Annotated in this window: 9 protein-coding genes; 8 read left to right on the top strand and 1 reads right to left on the bottom strand. The window is 62.7% G+C overall.

Annotated elements, in window-relative coordinates:
* Positions 1-68: 68 nt before the first annotated feature.
* The 7 genes from ABIB80_RS33520 (at position 69) to ABIB80_RS33490 (ending at position 15,872) form a co-directional block, all read left to right on the top strand.
* Positions 69-1,016 (top strand): 2-hydroxyacid dehydrogenase, encoded by a 948-nt coding sequence (locus ABIB80_RS33520; protein ID WP_007602991.1) that lies wholly within the window; start codon positions 69-71, stop codon positions 1,014-1,016.
* 577 nt (positions 1,017-1,593) lie between these two features.
* Entirely contained in the window at positions 1,594-2,112 is a 519-nt protein-coding gene (gene rplJ, locus ABIB80_RS33515) for a 50S ribosomal protein L10 (RefSeq protein ID WP_035995742.1), read from the top strand.
* Between the two features lie 54 nt (positions 2,113-2,166).
* Positions 2,167-2,544 carry a 50S ribosomal protein L7/L12 gene (rplL, locus tag ABIB80_RS33510; RefSeq protein WP_007602994.1) on the top strand — a complete coding sequence of 126 codons (378 nt, stop codon included), beginning with the start codon at positions 2,167-2,169 and terminating at the stop codon, positions 2,542-2,544.
* Between the two features lie 482 nt (positions 2,545-3,026).
* Positions 3,027-7,142 carry a DNA-directed RNA polymerase subunit beta gene (gene rpoB / locus ABIB80_RS33505; protein WP_007602996.1) on the top strand — a complete coding sequence of 1,372 codons (4,116 nt, stop codon included), beginning with the start codon at positions 3,027-3,029 and terminating at the stop codon, positions 7,140-7,142.
* Between the two features lie 128 nt (positions 7,143-7,270).
* A complete protein-coding gene (rpoC, locus tag ABIB80_RS33500) occupies positions 7,271-11,467 on the top strand; it encodes a DNA-directed RNA polymerase subunit beta' (RefSeq protein ID WP_007602997.1) in 4,197 nt (1,398 codons plus the stop codon).
* 190 nt (positions 11,468-11,657) lie between these two features.
* Positions 11,658-13,718 (top strand): FAD-dependent oxidoreductase, encoded by a 2,061-nt coding sequence (locus ABIB80_RS33495; protein ID WP_007602998.1) that lies wholly within the window; start codon positions 11,658-11,660, stop codon positions 13,716-13,718.
* A gap of 132 nt (positions 13,719-13,850) precedes the next feature.
* The gene (locus ABIB80_RS33490; protein WP_007602999.1) at positions 13,851-15,872 is read left to right on the top strand and encodes an ABC transporter ATP-binding protein; all 2,022 of its coding nucleotides are present in this window, start codon (positions 13,851-13,853) and stop codon (positions 15,870-15,872) included.
* Here ABIB80_RS33490 and ABIB80_RS33485 read toward each other — a convergent pair.
* The gene (locus ABIB80_RS33485; protein WP_219684095.1) at positions 15,800-17,038 is read right to left on the bottom strand and encodes an FAD-dependent oxidoreductase; all 1,239 of its coding nucleotides are present in this window, start codon (positions 17,036-17,038) and stop codon (positions 15,800-15,802) included. The genes ABIB80_RS33490 and ABIB80_RS33485 overlap by 73 nt on opposite strands.
* Before the next feature lie 640 nt (positions 17,039-17,678).
* Between ABIB80_RS33485 and rpsL the strand changes: the two genes are divergently transcribed.
* Positions 17,679-18,050 carry a 30S ribosomal protein S12 gene (gene rpsL / locus ABIB80_RS33480; RefSeq protein WP_007603006.1) on the top strand — a complete coding sequence of 124 codons (372 nt, stop codon included), beginning with the start codon at positions 17,679-17,681 and terminating at the stop codon, positions 18,048-18,050.
* Positions 18,051-18,062: the final 12 nt, after the last annotated feature.

The raw sequence follows: 18,062 nt of genomic DNA, 5'->3' as shown, positions 1-18,062 counted from the left end.
AGGGGCGGAATTGGGCAACCGATTCCGCCCCTCGTCGTTTGTGACGGCGTTCACCGGAAACAAGAACAATGACTGACAAGGTCCTGATCTACTCGCGCTTTCCCAAGACGATGATGGCGCGCTTCGCCGAGCGGTTCGAGCTGCTCGACACCGGCGGCAGGCCGGCGCGGGAGGTGTTTTCGGCCGACGCGCTCGGCGGCATCCGCGCGGTGCTCACCGCGGGTGGCACGCCAATGGGTGCGGAGGCGATGGACCTGTTTCCGAAGCTCGGCGCCATCGTCTGCTACGGCACTGGCTATGACGGTGTTGACCTGAAGGCCGCTGCTGCCCGCAACGTCGCAGTCGGACACAGCCCGGGCGCCAATGCGGCCTCGGTCGCCGACATCGCGATGACCCTGATGCTCGCGGCGACGCGGCGAATCCTGGTGGCCGACCAGTACGTCCGAAGCGGCGATTGGGCCGCGTCAAAGCCCTCGCCGATGATGCGCCCGCAGGCCGGGATGCCGGGCCGCCGCATCGGCGTCTACGGCATGGGCGAGATCGGCCGCAAGATCGCAGCGCGCTGCGCATCCTTCGAGAGCGAAATCGGCTATTTCAGCCGCAGCAAATACGATCTGCCCTATCAATATTTTCCGACGCTGGAGGCGCTCGCCGACTGGTGTAGCGTGCTGATGATCGCGGTCCGGGCAGGGGCCGAGACCCAGCATGCCGTTGGCGCCGATATCCTCAAGCGCCTCGGGGCGGACGGCTATATCGTCAACATCTCCCGCGGCTCGGTGATCGACGAGAAAGCCCTGGTGGTGGCGCTCACCGAAAAGACCATCGCCGGCGCCGGTCTCGACGTCTACGACCAGGAACCGCACGCCCCGGACGCGCTGACGGCGCTCCCAAATGTCGTGTTCGCCCCCCATATCGGCGGCCACACCCTCGAATCGCACGTAGCCATGCAGAACTGCGTGCTGGCGAACCTGACCGCGTTTTTCGAAGGCAGGCCGCTGCCTTATGAGGTCAAATGAGCGGAAACCGGCCCTTGTCGGCCATGGTTAAGCGCGAGCGGCAACGGATTGGAACTGGTGTGAATTTTGCTCTTGGCAAGCAGGCCCCGGGCGGTTAAAGAACCTCTTCCGGACGTGCCGGCCTCGGCTGGCGCGTTCGTGCACGCATTCCGAAAACAAGCGATGGAGATCATTCCTTTTCAGGACGTCCGTGAGGATTGGCTGGAAAAGGAGGGAAATTCGTCGGGTGTGGGATGCGGGCAGAGGTCGGGCGGTTCGCCGGCTGACCTTGTCCTGTCCAAGACTGCAGGCGCCCGCGGGGAATTTCGATTTCTCAACGGCTTAATCGCATGGCCTGCATAGACGGGTGAAGACCGGATTTCACTTCGTGGCCACCTTAGGGTCGGTTGCGGAATGGGTTTGGTTCGGACCTCGACACGCCGTGGGCCCTAACGGGCTCCCGGAGGGCAGGCTTTGAATTGTCGTCTTGCCCGGCGTGTCCGATGGGTTTGGCCCTGAGGTTCAGGTTTGGGCGGGACGATGGGTGCAACCCGGCGGTCCCGCTTTCGCGATGACCGCCAACCGGAAAGAGCTTGCTGTGGAACGAGCGGCAAAAAAGGAAGCGGTCGAACAGCTCAATGGGGTCTTCAAGACCACGAGCGTCGCGGTCGTTGCCCAATATTCCGGCCTGACCGTTGCCCAGATGCAGAAGCTGCGCATGCAGATGAAGCAGGCTGGCGCCTCGGTGAAGGTCTCGAAGAACCGTCTCGCCAAAATTGCTCTTGAAGGCACTGACGTCGTTGCCATCGGCCCCATGCTGAAGGGACCGACCGTGATCGCCACCTCGGACGATCCGGTAGCGGCGCCAAAGGTCGCCGTCGAATTCGCCAAGGCGAACGAAAAGTTCGTCATCATTGGCGGCTCGATGGGAAAGACCGTCCTGAATGTCGACGGCGTGAAGGCACTTGCCTCGCTGCCGTCGCTTGACGAACTGCGCGCCAAGATCGTCGGCCTGCTTGTGGCCCCGGCGACCAAGATCGCTCAGCTCGCCAACGCGCCCGCGGGCAAGCTCGCGCGCGTCATCCAGGCTTATGCCTCAAAGGGCGAAGCGGCCTGACGCCCTTCGCAAAACTCAAACCCGAACCAGACTTACATTCAAGGAAACTGAACAATGGCTGACCTGCAGAAGATCGTTGACGACCTCTCGAGCCTCACCGTGCTCGAAGCTGCCGAACTCGCGAAGCTCCTCGAAGAGAAGTGGGGCGTTTCGGCTGCCGCGGCTGTCGCCGTGGCCGGCCCGGCTGGTGGTGGCGCTGCCGCCGCTCCGGCCGAAGAGAAGACCGAGTTCACGGTCGTTCTTGCCGCCGCCGGCGACAAGAAGATCGAGGTCATCAAGGAAGTCCGCGCCATCACCGGCCTGGGCCTGAAGGAAGCAAAGGACCTCGTCGAGGGCGCGCCCAAGCCTGTCAAGGAAGGCGTGAACAAGGACGAAGCCGAGAAGCTCAAGGCCCAGCTCGAGAAGGCTGGCGCGAAGGTCGAGCTCAAGTAAGCAACGCTTACTGGCACGAGATCCCGGTGCGCATCATCGCAACCGGGGTCTCGGTCCACTCCCCGAAAGGGTGGGCTGGATGCAAAAGGCGTGCGACGGAACGACCCGACGCAGGCCGAACACGAAAAAGTGTGGGGATTTGAGGGTTTGTCCCTCGAATCTGCACTAATGTCGCCCCATATCGGGTCGGCAGCACGAAAGCGCGGTGGGCAGGGATGCCGCATTCCCTGTAAGCCGTTGGGAGAGCAAGCTATTTCGGGCTTTTGCAGTCCGTGAAGAGGATGGTTGTGACGGGCGGGCGCGCTCCTGCGCCCCGCGCGTCGTTTTGCGTTTTGAAGGTCTGAAGAACAGATTCAGGACATTCCTGCCTGAAACTGAGTCTCCGGCCCCCAAGACGGGTTCGAAAAATTCAACCCGGGGAGCGGCGGTCGCCGCGTTCCGGAGGGCGCGCCCAAATCGGGCGACGAAAATGAGAGGCCACGATGGCGCAGCAGACATTCACCGGTCGCAAACGCGTTCGCAAGTTCTTCGGACACATCAAGGAAGTGGCCGAGATGCCGAACCTCATCGAGGTTCAGAAGGCGTCCTATGACCAGTTCCTGATGGTCGACGAGCCCCAGGGCGGACGGTCGGACGAGGGCTTGCAGGCGGTGTTCCGCTCGGTGTTCCCGATCTCCGACTTCTCGGGCACCTCGATGCTGGAATTCGTCCGCTACGAGTTCGAGCCGCCGAAATACGACGTCGACGAGTGCCGCCAGCGCGGCATGACCTTCGCGGCTCCCCTCAAGGTGACGCTGCGCCTCATCGTGTTCGATATCGACGAGGAAACCGGCGCGAAGTCGGTCAAGGACATCAAGGAGCAGGACGTCTACATGGGCGATATCCCGCTCATGACGATGAACGGCACCTTCATCGTCAACGGCACCGAGCGCGTCATCGTCTCGCAGATGCACCGTTCGCCGGGCGTGTTCTTCGACCACGACAAGGGCAAGACCCATTCGTCGGGCAAGCTGCTGTTCGCCGCCCGCGTGATCCCGTATCGCGGCTCCTGGCTCGACATCGAGTTCGACGCCAAGGACATCGTCTATGCGCGTATCGACCGTCGCCGCAAGCTTCCGGTGACGTCGCTGATGTTCGCGCTCGGTCTCGACGGCGAGGCGATCCTCAGCACCTTCTACAAGAAGATCCAGTACAAGCGGATCAAGGAAGGCTGGCGCGTTCCGTTCGACGCCAATCGTTTCCGCGGCTACTCGACCATCAACGACCTGATCGACGCCGATACCGGCAAGGTCGTGCTCGAAGCCGGCAAGAAGCTCACCGTGCGCGGTGCGCGTCAGATGCAGGAGAAGGGTCTGAAGGCGCTGCGCCTGTCGGATGCGGAGCTCGTCGGCAACTACATCGCCGAGGACCTCGTCAATCCCAAGACCGGCGAGATCCACGCGGAAGCCGGTGAAGAGATCACCGACAAGTCGATGAAGGCTCTCAACGAGCAGGGTTACAAGGAACTGCCGCTGCTCGACATCGACCACGTCAATGTCGGCGCCTACATCCGCAACACGCTCTCGGCCGACAAGAACATGACGCGTGAGGACGCGCTGTTCGACATCTACCGCGTCATGCGTCCCGGCGAGCCGCCGACGCTGGATTCGGCGCAGGCGATGTTCCAGTCGCTGTTCTTCGACGCCGAGCGCTACGACCTCTCGGCCGTCGGCCGCGTCAAGATGAACATGCGCCTCGACCTCGATGCGCCCGACACCCAGCGCACGCTGCGCAAGGAAGACATCCTCTCCGTCATCAAGACGCTGGTGGACTTGCGCGACGGCAAGGGCGAGATCGACGACATCGACCATCTCGGCAACCGCCGTGTGCGCTCGGTCGGCGAGCTCATGGAGAACCAGTACCGCATCGGCTTGCTCCGCATGGAGCGTGCGATCAAGGAGCGCATGTCTTCGGTCGACATCGACACGGTCATGCCGCAGGACCTGATCAACGCGAAGCCGGCGGCCGCTGCCGTGCGCGAGTTCTTCGGCTCCTCGCAGCTCTCGCAGTTCATGGACCAGACCAACCCTCTGTCGGAGATCACCCACAAGCGCCGCCTGTCGGCGCTTGGACCGGGCGGTCTGACCCGCGAGCGCGCCGGCTTCGAGGTGCGCGACGTGCATCCGACGCATTACGGCCGCATCTGCCCGATCGAGACGCCGGAAGGTCCGAACATCGGCCTGATCAACTCGCTCGCGACCTTCGCGCGCGTGAACAAGTACGGCTTCGTTGAGACCCCGTATCGCAAGGTCAAGGACGGCCGCGTCACCGACGAGGTCGTGTACCTCTCGGCAATGGAAGAGGGCCGCTACACGGTCGCGCAGGCCAACGTGCCGCTCGATCCGAAGGGCCGCTTCACCGAAGACCTCGTGGTCTGCCGTCACGCCGGCGAAGTCTTGCCGGTGACCCCGGACAAGGTCGACTACATGGACGTGTCGCCGAAGCAGCTCGTTTCGGTCGCAGCCGCGCTGATCCCGTTCCTCGAGAACGACGACGCCAACCGTGCGCTGATGGGCTCGAACATGCAGCGCCAGGCGGTGCCGCTGGTTCGCGCCGAAGCGCCGTTCGTCGGCACCGGCATGGAAGGCGTGGTTGCGCGTGACTCGGGTGCTGCGATCGCGGCGCGCCGTTCGGGCGTGATCGACCAGATCGACGCGACCCGCGTCGTCATCCGCGCCACCGAAGATCTCGATCCGACCAAGTCGGGCGTCGATATCTACCGGCTGATGAAGTACCAGCGCTCCAACCAGTCGACCTGCATCAACCAGCGTCCGCTGGTGAAGGTCGGCGACATCGTCAAGAAGGGCGACATCATCGCCGACGGTCCGTCGACCGATCTCGGCGAGCTCGCGCTCGGCCGGAACGTGCTCGTCGCGTTCATGCCGTGGAACGGCTACAACTTCGAAGACTCGATCCTGCTCTCCGAGCGGATCGTGAAGGAAGACGTGTTTACCTCGATTCATATCGAAGAATTCGAGGTGATGGCCCGCGACACCAAGCTCGGACCCGAGGAAATCACCCGCGACATTCCGAACGTCTCGGAAGAAGCGCTGAAGAACCTCGACGAAGCCGGCATCGTGTACATCGGCGCGGAAGTGCGCGCCGGCGACATCCTGGTCGGCAAGATCACGCCGAAGGGCGAAAGCCCGATGACGCCGGAAGAAAAGCTCCTGCGCGCCATCTTCGGCGAGAAGGCTTCCGACGTCCGCGACACCTCGCTGCGCGTTCCTCCGGGCGTGCAGGGCACCATCGTCGAAGTGCGCGTGTTCAACCGGCACGGCGTCGACAAGGACGAGCGTGCGCTGGCGATCGAGCGGGAAGAGATCGAGCGTCTGGCCAAGGACCGCGACGACGAGCAGGCGATCCTGGACCGCAACGTCTACAACCGCCTTGCCGAGCTGCTCGAAGGACGGCAGGGCATCGCCGGTCCGAAAGGCTTCAAGAAGGACACCAAGATCACCCGTGCGGTGCTCGAGGAGTACCCGAAGTCGCAGTGGTGGCTGTTCGCTTCGCCGAACGACAAGCTGATGGCCGAGATCGAGGCCATGCGGAAGCAGTACGACGAGTCGAAGAAGGGGCTTGAACAGCGCTTCCTCGACAAGGTCGAAAAGCTTCAGCGCGGTGACGAATTGCCGCCCGGTGTGATGAAGATGGTCAAGGTCTTCGTCGCGGTGAAGCGCAAGATCCAGCCCGGCGACAAGATGGCCGGCCGCCACGGCAACAAGGGCGTGGTGTCGAAGATCGTGCCGATCGAGGACATGCCGTTCCTCGAAGACGGTACGCATGCCGACATCGTGCTCAATCCGCTCGGCGTGCCCTCGCGCATGAACGTCGGACAGATCCTCGAGACCCATCTCGGCTGGGCATGTGCCGGCCTCGGCAAGCGTATCGGCCAGACGGTCGATGCCTATTTGTCGAAGCAGGACATCAGGCCGCTGAAGGAAACCTTGAAGAAGGTCTACGGCGAGGACGAGACGATCAAGTCGCTCAACGACAACGAGTTGATCGAGCTCGGCCACAATCTGAGCCGCGGCGTTCCGATCGCGACGCCGGTGTTCGACGGCGCCAAGGAAGCCGACATCGAGGAGATGCTGAAGCTTGCCGGTCTCGACGCTTCGGGCCAGTCGACCGTCTATGACGGCCGCACCGGCGATGCCTTCGACCGCAAGGTGACGGTGGGCTACATCTACATGCTCAAGCTGCACCATCTCGTCGACGACAAGATCCACGCGCGTTCGATCGGTCCGTACTCGCTCGTTACCCAGCAGCCGCTGGGCGGCAAGGCGCAGTTCGGCGGCCAGCGCTTCGGCGAAATGGAAGTGTGGGCGCTCGAGGCTTACGGCGCGGCGTACACGCTCCAGGAGATGCTGACCGTGAAGTCGGACGACGTCGCTGGCCGTACCAAGGTGTACGAGGCGATCGTGCGTGGCGACGACACCTTCGAGGCCGGTATTCCGGAATCGTTCAACGTGCTGGTCAAGGAAATGCGCTCGCTCGGCCTCAACGTCGACTTGCACAATTCCAAGGTCGGACCGGGGACGGCGGAAGCGGCCGAGTAATACGACCCTCATGCCCGGCCTGAATGGCCGGGCATCGGCGCCCAGTCCTCGAATCGCGAGGGCAGGGCGCCCCGCATAGTGATTTTCGAATTTGCTGCCGGAGGCGACCGGCACGCGAGGAGAAGACGATGAACCAAGAAATTATGAATCTCTTTAATCCGACGACGCCGGCTCAGGTCTTCGACCAGATCCGGATCTCGATCGCGAGCCCCGAGAAGATTCTGTCCTGGTCGTACGGCGAGATCAAGAAGCCGGAAACCATCAACTACCGTACCTTCAAGCCCGAGCGCGATGGCCTGTTCTGCGCCCGCATCTTTGGGCCCATCAAGGACTACGAGTGCTTGTGCGGCAAGTACAAGCGCATGAAGTACAAGGGCATCATCTGCGAGAAGTGCTCGGTCGAAGTCACGCTGTCGCGCGTCCGGCGCGAGCGCATGGGCCATATCGAGCTCGCAGCCCCCGTCGCCCACATCTGGTTCCTGAAGTCGCTGCCCTCGCGCATCGGCCTCCTGCTCGACATGACGTTGAAGGATCTCGAGCGGATCCTCTATTTCGAATATTACGTGGTGCTCGAGCCGGGCCTCACCGCGCTGAAGGACCGTCAGCTCTTGTCCGAAGACGAGTATCTGAAGGCGCAGGACGAATACGGCCAGGATTCCTTCACCGCCATGATCGGCGCGGAAGCGATCCGCGAGCTGCTCAAGGGCATGGATCTCGAGAAGCTCGAGCTGACCTTGCGCGCAGAGATGCAGGAGACCGACTCCGACATCAAGCACAAGAAGCTCGCCAAGCGCCTGAAGATCGTGGAAGCGTTCCGCCACTCCGGCAACAAGCCGGAATGGATGATCATGACCGTGGTCCCGGTGATTCCGCCGGACCTGCGTCCGCTGGTGCCGCTGGATGGCGGCCGCTTCGCGACCTCGGACCTCAACGACCTGTACCGCCGCGTCATCAACCGCAACAACCGCTTGAAGCGGCTGATGGAGCTGCGCGCGCCGGACATCATCATCCGCAACGAGAAGCGCATGCTTCAGGAGGCCGTCGACGCGCTGTTCGACAACGGCCGCCGCGGCCGCGTCATCACCGGCGCCAACAAGCGTCCGCTGAAGTCGCTCGCCGACATGCTCAAGGGCAAGCAGGGCCGGTTCCGTCAGAACCTGCTCGGCAAGCGCGTCGACTATTCGGGCCGTTCGGTGATCGTGGTCGGTCCCGAGCTGCGCCTGCATCAGTGCGGCCTGCCGAAGAAGATGGCGCTCGAGCTGTTCAAGCCGTTCATCTACTCGCGGCTTGACGCCAAGGGCCTGTCCACCACCGTGAAGCAGGCCAAGAAGCTGGTCGAGAAGGAGCGGCCCGAGGTCTGGGACATCCTGGACGAGGTCATCCGCGAGCATCCCGTGCTGCTCAACCGCGCACCGACGCTGCATCGCCTCGGCATCCAGGCGTTCGAGCCCGTGCTGATCGAGGGCAAGGCGATCCAGCTCCACCCGCTGGTCTGCGCCGCGTTCAACGCCGACTTCGACGGCGACCAGATGGCCGTGCACGTCCCGCTGTCGCTCGAAGCGCAGCTGGAAGCGCGCGTCCTGATGATGTCGACCAACAACATCCTGCATCCGGCGAACGGCCAGCCGATCATCGTGCCGTCGCAGGACATCGTGCTCGGTCTCTACTACGTCTCCATCATGCGCGAAGGCCTGCCCGGCGAGGGCAAGATCTTCGGCGAGATGGCGGAGCTCGAGCACGCGCTGCACGCGAAGGTCATCCACCTCCACACCAAGATCAAGTACCGGTGGGAAGGCATCGACGAGACCGGCAAGATCTCCAAGCGCTGGATCGAGACCACCGCTGGCCGCGTCATGCTGGGCAATTTGCTGCCGAAGAACCCGCGCGTTCCGTACGAGATCATCAACAAGCTGATGACCAAGCGCGAGATCTCCGGCGTCATCGACCAGGTCTACCGCCACTGCGGTCAGAAGGAGACGGTGATCTTCTGCGACCGCATCATGGCGCTCGGCTTCTACAACGCGTTCAAGGCCGGCATCTCGTTCGGCAAGGACGACATGGTCGTGCCGCACTCCAAGTGGAAGATCGTCGACACCACACGTACGCTGGCGAAGGATTTCGAGCAGCAGTACAACGACGGTCTGATCACCCATGGCGAGAAGTACAACAAGGTCGTCGACGCCTGGTCGAAGGCCACGGAAGAAATCGCCAAGGCGATGATGAAGGAGATTTCCTCGACCAAGAAGACGGCGAGCGGGGCGGATGCCGACATCAACTCGATCTACATGATGGCTCACTCCGGTGCCCGCGGTTCGCCGGCCCAGATGCGCCAGCTCGCCGGCATGCGCGGCCTGATGGCCAAGCCGTCTGGCGAGATCATCGAGACGCCGATCATCTCGAACTTCAAGGAAGGCCTCTCGGTGCTCGAGTACTTCAACTCGACCCACGGCGCCCGCAAGGGCCTCGCGGACACCGCGTTGAAGACTGCGAACTCCGGCTACCTGACCCGTCGTCTCGTCGACGTCGCGCAGGATTGCATCATCACGCAGGACGATTGCGGCACCAAGCTCGGCATCAAGATGCGCGCCATCGTCGATGCCGGCACCGTGGTCGCTTCGCTCGGCTCGCGCATCCTCGGACGCACGGCCTGCGAAGACGTGCGTGACAGCACGGGCAAGGTGATCTTCAAGCGCGGTACGCTGATGGAAGAGAGCCATCTGGATGCCATTCATCAGGGCGGCGTCCAGGAGGTGAAGATCCGCTCGGCGCTGACCTGCGAGCTCGTCAACGGCATCTGCGGCAAGTGCTACGGCCGCGATCTCGCTCGCGGCACGCCGGTCAACCACGGCGAAGCGGTCGGGGTCATCGCGGCCCAGTCGATCGGCGAGCCGGGCACCCAGCTCACCATGCGTACCTTCCACATCGGCGGTGCGGCGCAGCTGAACGAGCAATCTTTCGTCGAATCCAACTTCGACGGCAAGATCGTGATCAGGAATAAGGCCATCGCCCGCAACAGCGACGGCCACCTGGTTGCGATGGTTCGCAACATGGTGATCGCGATCGTCGATGCCGACGGCACCGAGCGTGCGACGCACCGTATTCAGTACGGTTCGCGCCTGCACGTCGACGAGGGCGACATGGTCAAGCGCGGCCAGCGTATCGTCGAATGGGATCCCTACACCCGTCCGCTCCTCACCGAGGTCGAAGGCACCATCGGCTTCGAGGATCTGGTCGAGGGACAGTCGATCTCGGAAACGCTCGACGAGGCCACCGGCATTGCCAAGCGCGTGGTCATCGACTGGCGCTCGATGCGCGGCGGCGGGGACCTGCGTCCCGCCATCGTGATCAAGGGCAAGGACGGCAAGGTGCTCAAGCTCGCCCGTGGCGGCGATGCTCGCTACATGCTGTCGGTCGACGGCATTCTGTCGGTCGATGTCGGAGCCAAGGTCCAGGCGGGCGACATTCTCGCCCGTGTCTCGACCGAAAGCGCCAAGACGCGCGACATCACCGGCGGTCTGCCGCGGGTGGCGGAACTGTTCGAGGCTCGGCGTCCGAAGGATGCGGCGATCATCGCCGAAATCGCGGGCACCATCCGGTTTGGGCGCGACTACAAGAACAAGCGTCGCATCTCGATCGAGCCGATGGACAAGACCGACGAGGCGCGCGAGTACCTGATCCCGAAGGGCAAGCACATCCACCTTCAGGACGGCGACGTCGTCGAAAAGGGCGACTTCATCGTGGAAGGCAACCCGGCGCCGCACGACATTCTGGCGGTCAAGGGCATCGAGGAACTCGCGGCCTATCTGGTCAACGAGATCCAGGAGGTCTACCGGCTCCAGGGCGTGCTCATCAACGACAAGCACATCGAGGTGATCGTCCGGCAGATGCTCCAGAAGGTGGAAGTCACCGACCAGGGCGACACGGACATGATCTCGGGTGAGCAGATCGACAAGATCGAGTTCGACCAGATCAACGCGAAGGCCAAGGAAGAGGGCAAGAAGATCGCCACGGGGACGCCGGTTCTGCTCGGCATCACCAAGGCCAGCCTTCAGACCCGCTCCTTCTTCTCGGCGGCCTCGTTCCAGGAGACCACCCGCGTCCTCACGGAAGCGGCGGTCAACGGCAAGGTCGATCCGCTCGAAGGCCTCAAGGAGAACGTCATCGTCGGTCGGCTGATTCCGGCAGGCACCGGCGCCTCCATGGCGAAGATCCGCGAAGTCGCGGTGAAGCGCGACAAGATGATCCTCGACGAGCGCGAGAAGCAGGCGGCCGTCGTGCCGCCGGCGCCGGAAGTGGAGCCGATGGCGCTGCCACCTGCGGAATGATCATTCATCCGTAGGAATACCGAGGACACTGAAAAGGCCGGCGCAAGCCGGCCTTTTTGCTGCTTTGTTTCCCTGTTGCGGTGCAGGATCAACCTTTGTTCATCTTTCCTTCAGGCGCAAAAGCGCTTCTGCTAGGAGAGCTTAGACCGGTGGTCCCGTGAAGGGGCGGGCCGGAGACCACGGAATTCTCATGCTTGATCTCGCAATCGTAGGCGGCGGCCCCGGTGGGCTGATGAGCGCTTGGTATTTGAAGCGCAAGCTCGGCGACCTCTGCCGCGTCACCATCTACGAGGCATCCGACCGGCTCGGCGGCAAGATCGTCACGCGCAAATTCGATTCCGCGCCCGCGATGTACGAGGCCGGCGTTGCCGAGATCTACGACTACTCGATGACCGGGCCGGATCCGTTGCGCGAGTTGATCCAGCATTTCGGCTTGCAGACCATTCCGATGGATGCCGAGCAGGTGCAGTTCGGCGGCGAGCTCCTCAACGACGTCGCGGGCATGCGTCGCAAATATGGTGCCAAGACCGCGGCTGCGATTGAGGCGTTCCGTAAGCGCTGCGCCGAGGCGATGACGCCGATCGAGTATTACGAGGGCGTCGGCGCGCACGACAACGAGAATCCCTGGGCCTACAAGACCGCCGAACAGGTGCTCGACGAGGAGGTCGAGGACGAGACCGCAAAACGATTCTTCAAGGTGATGGCGCGTTCGGACCTCGCGACCGAGAGCCACAACACCAACGGTCTCAACGCGCTCAAGAACTACCTGATGGATGTCGACGGCTATATCGGCCTCTATTCCATCCAGAACGGTAACGAGCAGCTCATCGAGTGCCTCCAGTCGGAGGTCAATGCCGACATCCAGCTCAATCACCGAATCCTCACGGTCGGCAAGGCGCCGACCGGTCGCTATCAACTCAAGATGATGAACGGCAAGGGGCCAGAGACGCGCGACTTCGACCTTGTGCTGGTCTGTCTGCCGCATTCCTGGCTCGGAACCGTCGGCTGGGAGGGCGAACAGCTCCGCAAGTCGATGGTCAAGCACGTCTCGTACTTCGACCGTCCTGCGCACTATTTGCGGGTCTCGATTCTGTTCGACACGCCGTTCTGGGGCGACAAGATCGCCGGCGCCTGGTTCATGTCGGAGGCCTTTGGCGGTTGCTGCGTCTATAACGAGGGCGCGCGCCATGATGTGGGCAAGCACGGCGTGCTGAACTGGCTGATTCCGGGCTCCGACGCGCTGGCGTTCGCGAATCTCTCCGACCAGGAGCTGATCGATGCCGCGCTGAAATCGCTGCCGGCATCGCTCGGCGATGCACGCGCGCATTTCATGGAAGGCAAGATCCACCGCTGGTTGTCGTCAGTGAACGCGATTCCGGGCGGCTTGCCCGTGCGCGACGTCATGACCAATCACCGCCCCGAGCCGAAGGAACATCCCGGAATCGTGGTGGTCGGCGACTATCTGTTCGACTCGACGCTGAACGGCCTGCTCGATTCCTCGGACGCGGCGACCGACATCATCTTGACCGAGATGATGCGCCTGCGCCGCGAGCGTTCGCAGGACGACAAGCCGCTCTCGGACAAGATCGATCGCGATTATTTTGACAATTATCGCGGCCAGGGTCCTTACAGCGAAGTGTGGCAACACTTCACCGATCCCGACTATCTCACAAAACTGATCGGCATCGTCTGGGGCAAAACCAAAGGCACGAAGCTCTTGATCGCGGGCTCGGCCAGCGGCGAGCTTGTCGGCGCGCTGCGCGACCGCGGTATCGATGCCTTCGGCATCGAGAACAACCGCACCATTCACGCCAGAACGCCGAAGGCGCTGAAGAAGTACAACAAGCTCGGTTCGATCACCGCCATGCCGTTCAAAGACGGTGCGTTCGACTTCGTGTTCGAGACCAGCCTCTGCCATGTTTCCCCGAAGCAGGTGGTCCGTGCGATCAGGGAGCTGAACCGTGTGGTCAAGACCGGGCTCGTGTTCGGCTCGATCACCTCGGACATGGCGCCGGCACTGATCGACCGCTACGACCTTCTGCGCGGCGTCAAGAAGCTCGGCACCTGGTGGGAATGGTCCGAACTGTTCTTCGGCAACGGCTTCGAGCTGTCGATGCACCGCAAGGACTGCACCGACGCGCTCTGGGAGACGACGCTCGCCGCCAACAAGGGCCCGGGCCAGTGGTACGCCGACGCCGATTCGTTGCGCTATTCCTTTTTCGACAAGGTCGAGGACGAGGAAGACGACTAGCCGCCTGAAGCGGACGCCTTCGCCAATTGTTTTGCCGAATTCATCCTGATCGCATAGAATCGATGCAATAGCGGTTTCCGCTATTTCCTTCTTTCTCTGCGGTCATGCCGGCCGTCAGCATCGGTTGGTTTCATGGCGTCCAAGCCCCTCCCGCCCGACAAACAGAAGCTCGCCGCGGAAGAGGCGGCCGAGCTCGACGATAAGCTCGTCCCTATCGCCAAGCCGGACCTCGAAGACGACGAGGACGATGAAGACGAGGAGGATGGCGGGCTGGAGCTCGATGACGACGATGAGGACGAGGACCTCGTCGTCTTTACCGCGCGCGAGGCCGCCGGCGCGCTCGCGACTATCCTGGGCTTCGTCAAACCCTTCCTGGTCAATTACAAGCAGATGCTGTCCTTCGTGGCGTTTGGCGTCTTCGTCGAGACGCTATTCAACGTCATCATGCCGCTCAGCCTGAAGTACCTGATCGACGACGCGCTCGGCGAGGAGGATTTCCAGGCGCTGTACAAGATCCTCGGCGTGCTCGCGGTCGCGGGCATCTTCACCTCGATCGTCGCGGTCTGGTACGAGCGCTGGGATGCGCGGCTCGCGGCGTGCATCATCTCCGACGTCCGCAAACGGCTGTTCGAGCACGTCCAGGACCTGCCGGCGGCCTATTTCGGCCGCACCAAGCGCGGCGAGATCCTGTCGCGCTTCTCCGTTGACCTCGCGGCCTTCGAGGGCTCGGTCAAGACCTTCGCCAACAGCGCGGCATTGCCGTTCCTGGAGTTGATCGCGGGAATCATCCTCATGGTGTTCCTGAACTGGCAGCTCGCGGCGGTTGCGCTGCTGGTGTTCCCGATCACGCTGATCGGTCCCCGCATGCTGACGCCGAAGGCCGTTCAGGCGAATTACGAGCAGAAGCTCAATGAGTCCGCGCTGCTTGGCATGGTGCAGGAGAACGTGGCGGCGCAGGCCGTGATCAAGGCGTTCAGCCTGCAACGCCGGATGCTCGGCTTCTTCACCTTTCGCAACGACGAGACGCGAAACAGGATGGCCTCGGCGGCGTTCCTGTCGACCATGGTAGAGCGGACGGTCACCATCTCGGTGCTGCTCTTGCATCTCGTCGTGCTCGCGATCGGCGCATATCTGGCGACAAAGGGTCAGATCACCATCGGCACCTTCGTCACCTTCGAGAGCGCGTTCTGGGAGGTGTCCTACAACATCGCCCATGTGATGCACTTCATCCCCGTGTCGATCTCCTCGGCAGCCGCGATTCGTCACATGCAGGAGCTGCTCGACGAGCCCACGCGCAGCGCCGATCGTGCCGGCGCGCCCGATCTGCCCCGCATCACCAACGACATCACCTTCGACCACGTGACGTTCCAGTACGAAGGCAGCCAGACGCCGGTGCTGGACAATCTCAGCCTCAAGCTCAATGTCGGCAAGCGCATTGCCGTCGTCGGTCCCTCGGGCTCCGGCAAAAGCACGCTGCTGAATCTGATCCTGCGGCTCTATGTGCCGGACGAGGGGCGGGTCACCATCGACGGCGTCGACGTCCGCAAGGTGACGCTGGATTCGCTGCGCCGGAGCATGGCGGTGGTGTTCCAGGAGAACATGCTGTTCAACATGTCGATCCGGGAGAACATACGGCTCGGCAAGGAGGGCGCGACCGACGAGGAGGTGGAGGAGGCGGCCAAGAAGGCCGAGATCCACCGCTACATCATGAGCCTGCCGCAGCGATACGACACGCCGGTGGGCGAGCGCGGCGATACCTTGTCGGGCGGCCAGCGCCAGCGCATTGCGATCGCGCGCGCGGTCATCCGTAATCCCTCCGTGCTGCTGCTGGACGAAGCCACTTCGGCGCTCGACCAGACCACGGAAGCCGCAATCAACCGCACGCTGCTGAAGGTTGCCAAGGGCCGCACCATGATCTGGTCGACCCACCGCCTGACCTCGGTGGTCGAGATGGACGAGATCATCGTGATTTCAGGGGGCAGGGCGATCGAGCGCGGCTCGCATGCCGAGCTGCTCGCCAAAAACGGCACCTATCGCAAGCTGTGGAACGACCAGATCCATCAACCGCATGGCGCGCCGGCTCACGTCGACGAGGACAGCGACGATGACGACGAGGATGAAGACGACCTCGACGAGGACGATGAGGAGGAGTGACCGAGGAAGTTCGGCTCCAGATCGAAGGCTCCTCCAAGCGGCCGCAATAGCCCCTGAACCGACCAGGCAATGAAGCGTCCCCAGCGCTGCGCCGTCCAATAGGGGCTCGTCGCAATCGAGACCGAGCGGAAGTCGAACGCCTTCGCCGCCGACCAATCGTCGCACGCCCGCTTGACCGGATCTGCGTAGAAGGTGGCGATCTTGCTTGTATCCATCCCGTCGGAGGCCAGCCACTGCGGGATGTAGAGGTTGCAGAGCCGCTCGACGTCGGTGAAGACCTTGTCGCAGCCGGTGCCGGCGGCAGGGCAGGAGGTCGAGAAGGCATCGCCCACCAGCACGAGGCCGGGTTGGCCGCTGGCATCGTTCACATAGAGATCGACCGGGCGGATTTTCAGCTCACCGGGAATGTCGAATCGTCCGGTGATGCGCTTGAGCCGTGGCAGCGCGGCGTTCAACGTCTCGGCGGGCGCGCGGCGCAGCTCAACCAGCCAGGGATCGTCGAAGCTGCGGTAGACGAACAGATTGGCGCGCATCCGCGTCCCGATCGGAAAAAGCGTGAGATAGGGGATGCGGTCGCTCGGCCGTTCCGAGAAATAGGTCAGCGCCGGGAAGTCGAACGAGTCCCGTCCCGCGGGCACCACGTCGAACCCGATCGAAATCGAATGGCAGGCACTGACGACTTTTCGGGCGATTCCCAGCTGGTGGCGCAGGCCGACATTGAGTCCGTTGGCGAGCACGACCAGTCGGGCGGAGACCATCTCGTCGTTGGACAGAGTGACCTTCTGCCGCTCCGTACTTGTCTCGACCGAGACGGCCTTGGCGCAGACGCGCTCGACACCGGCAGGAATTTCGTCGCGGACAGCGTTGACGAGGGAATCGTAGAGGATGTTGAACTGCCGGCTTGGCGCCTTGTCGAGAAGGCGGCCAAAGCGCGCGATCCAGTTCTCACCCACAAAGGTCGCGCGGCGCAGCACCGATTCGGCGATTCCCGTCTGCAAGAATCGCCCGACCTGCACGTGGCCGCTGAGTTTTTCGACTCGAAAGTCCGCAGAATAGCTCTCATGCGGATCGATCAGGATGGTCGAAATGCCGCTACGGCCGAGCATCGCGGCGGCGGTCGAGCCGGACAATCCCCCGCCGATAATGGCAATGTCGGTGTACCGCATGGTGCCAATCCCTGCCCAAGGCGGGACATTGGCGCCCCAACAGGAAAGAAAGCCTTAGCCAAAGGTCATAAAAGTATATTTAACCCGGGTATAAATTGGATTCGAGGTGGCGGAACGCGCTCTTCATTTCCATGTCGCGAAGGCGCAGCGAGCGGCCCAGGAAGCGATTTCGGCAGGCGCGGGAAGCGCTTCTGACTGACGTTTCGCCTTGACTTGACCGACTCCCACTTATAGAACCCCCTCACTTAACGACAGGCGGTGAGCATCGCCAACGTCGGAACGGGCCACCTGTTTGATCCCCTGGGATCACCAAGACAGGCACCAACCTCGACGAATGCCGCTCAAACGCTGTCGATCATAGCTAGGCAATGCCAGTGCGATTTTAGGTCTCGTGAGCATGTTCTCTCGAGATCGAATTCGGATGCATGACCTCGGTGCGCGGACCGCAGCTTCAAGCTGACCGGTTCAACTACTGCGGTCCTCTGTGGCGTCGAAGCGCTTTCCGCCCGTTAATGGGTGGTTGGCGCGATTTCGCTTTGTGCGGATTGTTCCGCGCAAGGTGGCCTCGTCGGGCGGGTAGCTCGAAAGAATTTGCGGACCCGGTGACGGGCCGCGGCAGAACACAAAGGGTAATGCCAGGATGCCGACGATCAACCAGCTGATCGCTCAACCGCGGGAAGTGCAGAAGTCGCGCAAGAAGGTGCCGGCGCTGCAGCAGTCGCCGCAGAAGCGCGGTGTTTGCACGCGCGTTTACACCACGACCCCGAAGAAGCCGAACTCGGCGCTTCGTAAGGTTGCCAAGGTGCGCCTGACCAACGGCTTCGAGGTGATCGGCTACATCCCCGGTGAGGGCCATAACCTCCAGGAGCACTCGGTGGTCATGATCCGCGGCGGTCGCGTCAAGGACTTGCCCGGCGTGCGCTACCACATCCTCCGCGGCGTTCTGGATACCCAGGGCGTCAAGAACCGTAAGCAGCGTCGTTCGAAGTACGGCGCCAAGCGTCCGAAGTAAGCGGGAACCAGG

Origin of the sequence: Bradyrhizobium sp. i1.15.2 (assembly GCF_040548425.1) — a bacterium.
In the GTDB taxonomy this organism is placed as follows: Bacteria; Pseudomonadota; Alphaproteobacteria; order Rhizobiales; family Xanthobacteraceae; genus Bradyrhizobium; species Bradyrhizobium canariense.
The sequence above is the reverse complement of the archived record's forward strand: the minus strand, read 5'-3'. Positions and strand labels throughout refer to the sequence as shown.

Coding starts and splice junctions, on each gene's coding strand:
- ABIB80_RS33490 (WP_007602999.1), top strand. CDS start 13,851: ATGGCGTCCAAGCCCCTCCCGCCCGACAAACAGAAGCTCGCCGCGGAA.
- rpoB (WP_007602996.1), top strand. CDS start 3,027: ATGGCGCAGCAGACATTCACCGGTCGCAAACGCGTTCGCAAGTTCTTC.
- rplL (WP_007602994.1), top strand. CDS start 2,167: ATGGCTGACCTGCAGAAGATCGTTGACGACCTCTCGAGCCTCACCGTG.
- rpsL (WP_007603006.1), top strand. CDS start 17,679: ATGCCGACGATCAACCAGCTGATCGCTCAACCGCGGGAAGTGCAGAAG.
- ABIB80_RS33520 (WP_007602991.1), top strand. CDS start 69: ATGACTGACAAGGTCCTGATCTACTCGCGCTTTCCCAAGACGATGATG.
- ABIB80_RS33485 (WP_219684095.1), bottom strand. CDS start 17,038: ATGCGGTACACCGACATTGCCATTATCGGCGGGGGATTGTCCGGCTCG.
- ABIB80_RS33495 (WP_007602998.1), top strand. CDS start 11,658: ATGCTTGATCTCGCAATCGTAGGCGGCGGCCCCGGTGGGCTGATGAGC.
- rpoC (WP_007602997.1), top strand. CDS start 7,271: ATGAACCAAGAAATTATGAATCTCTTTAATCCGACGACGCCGGCTCAG.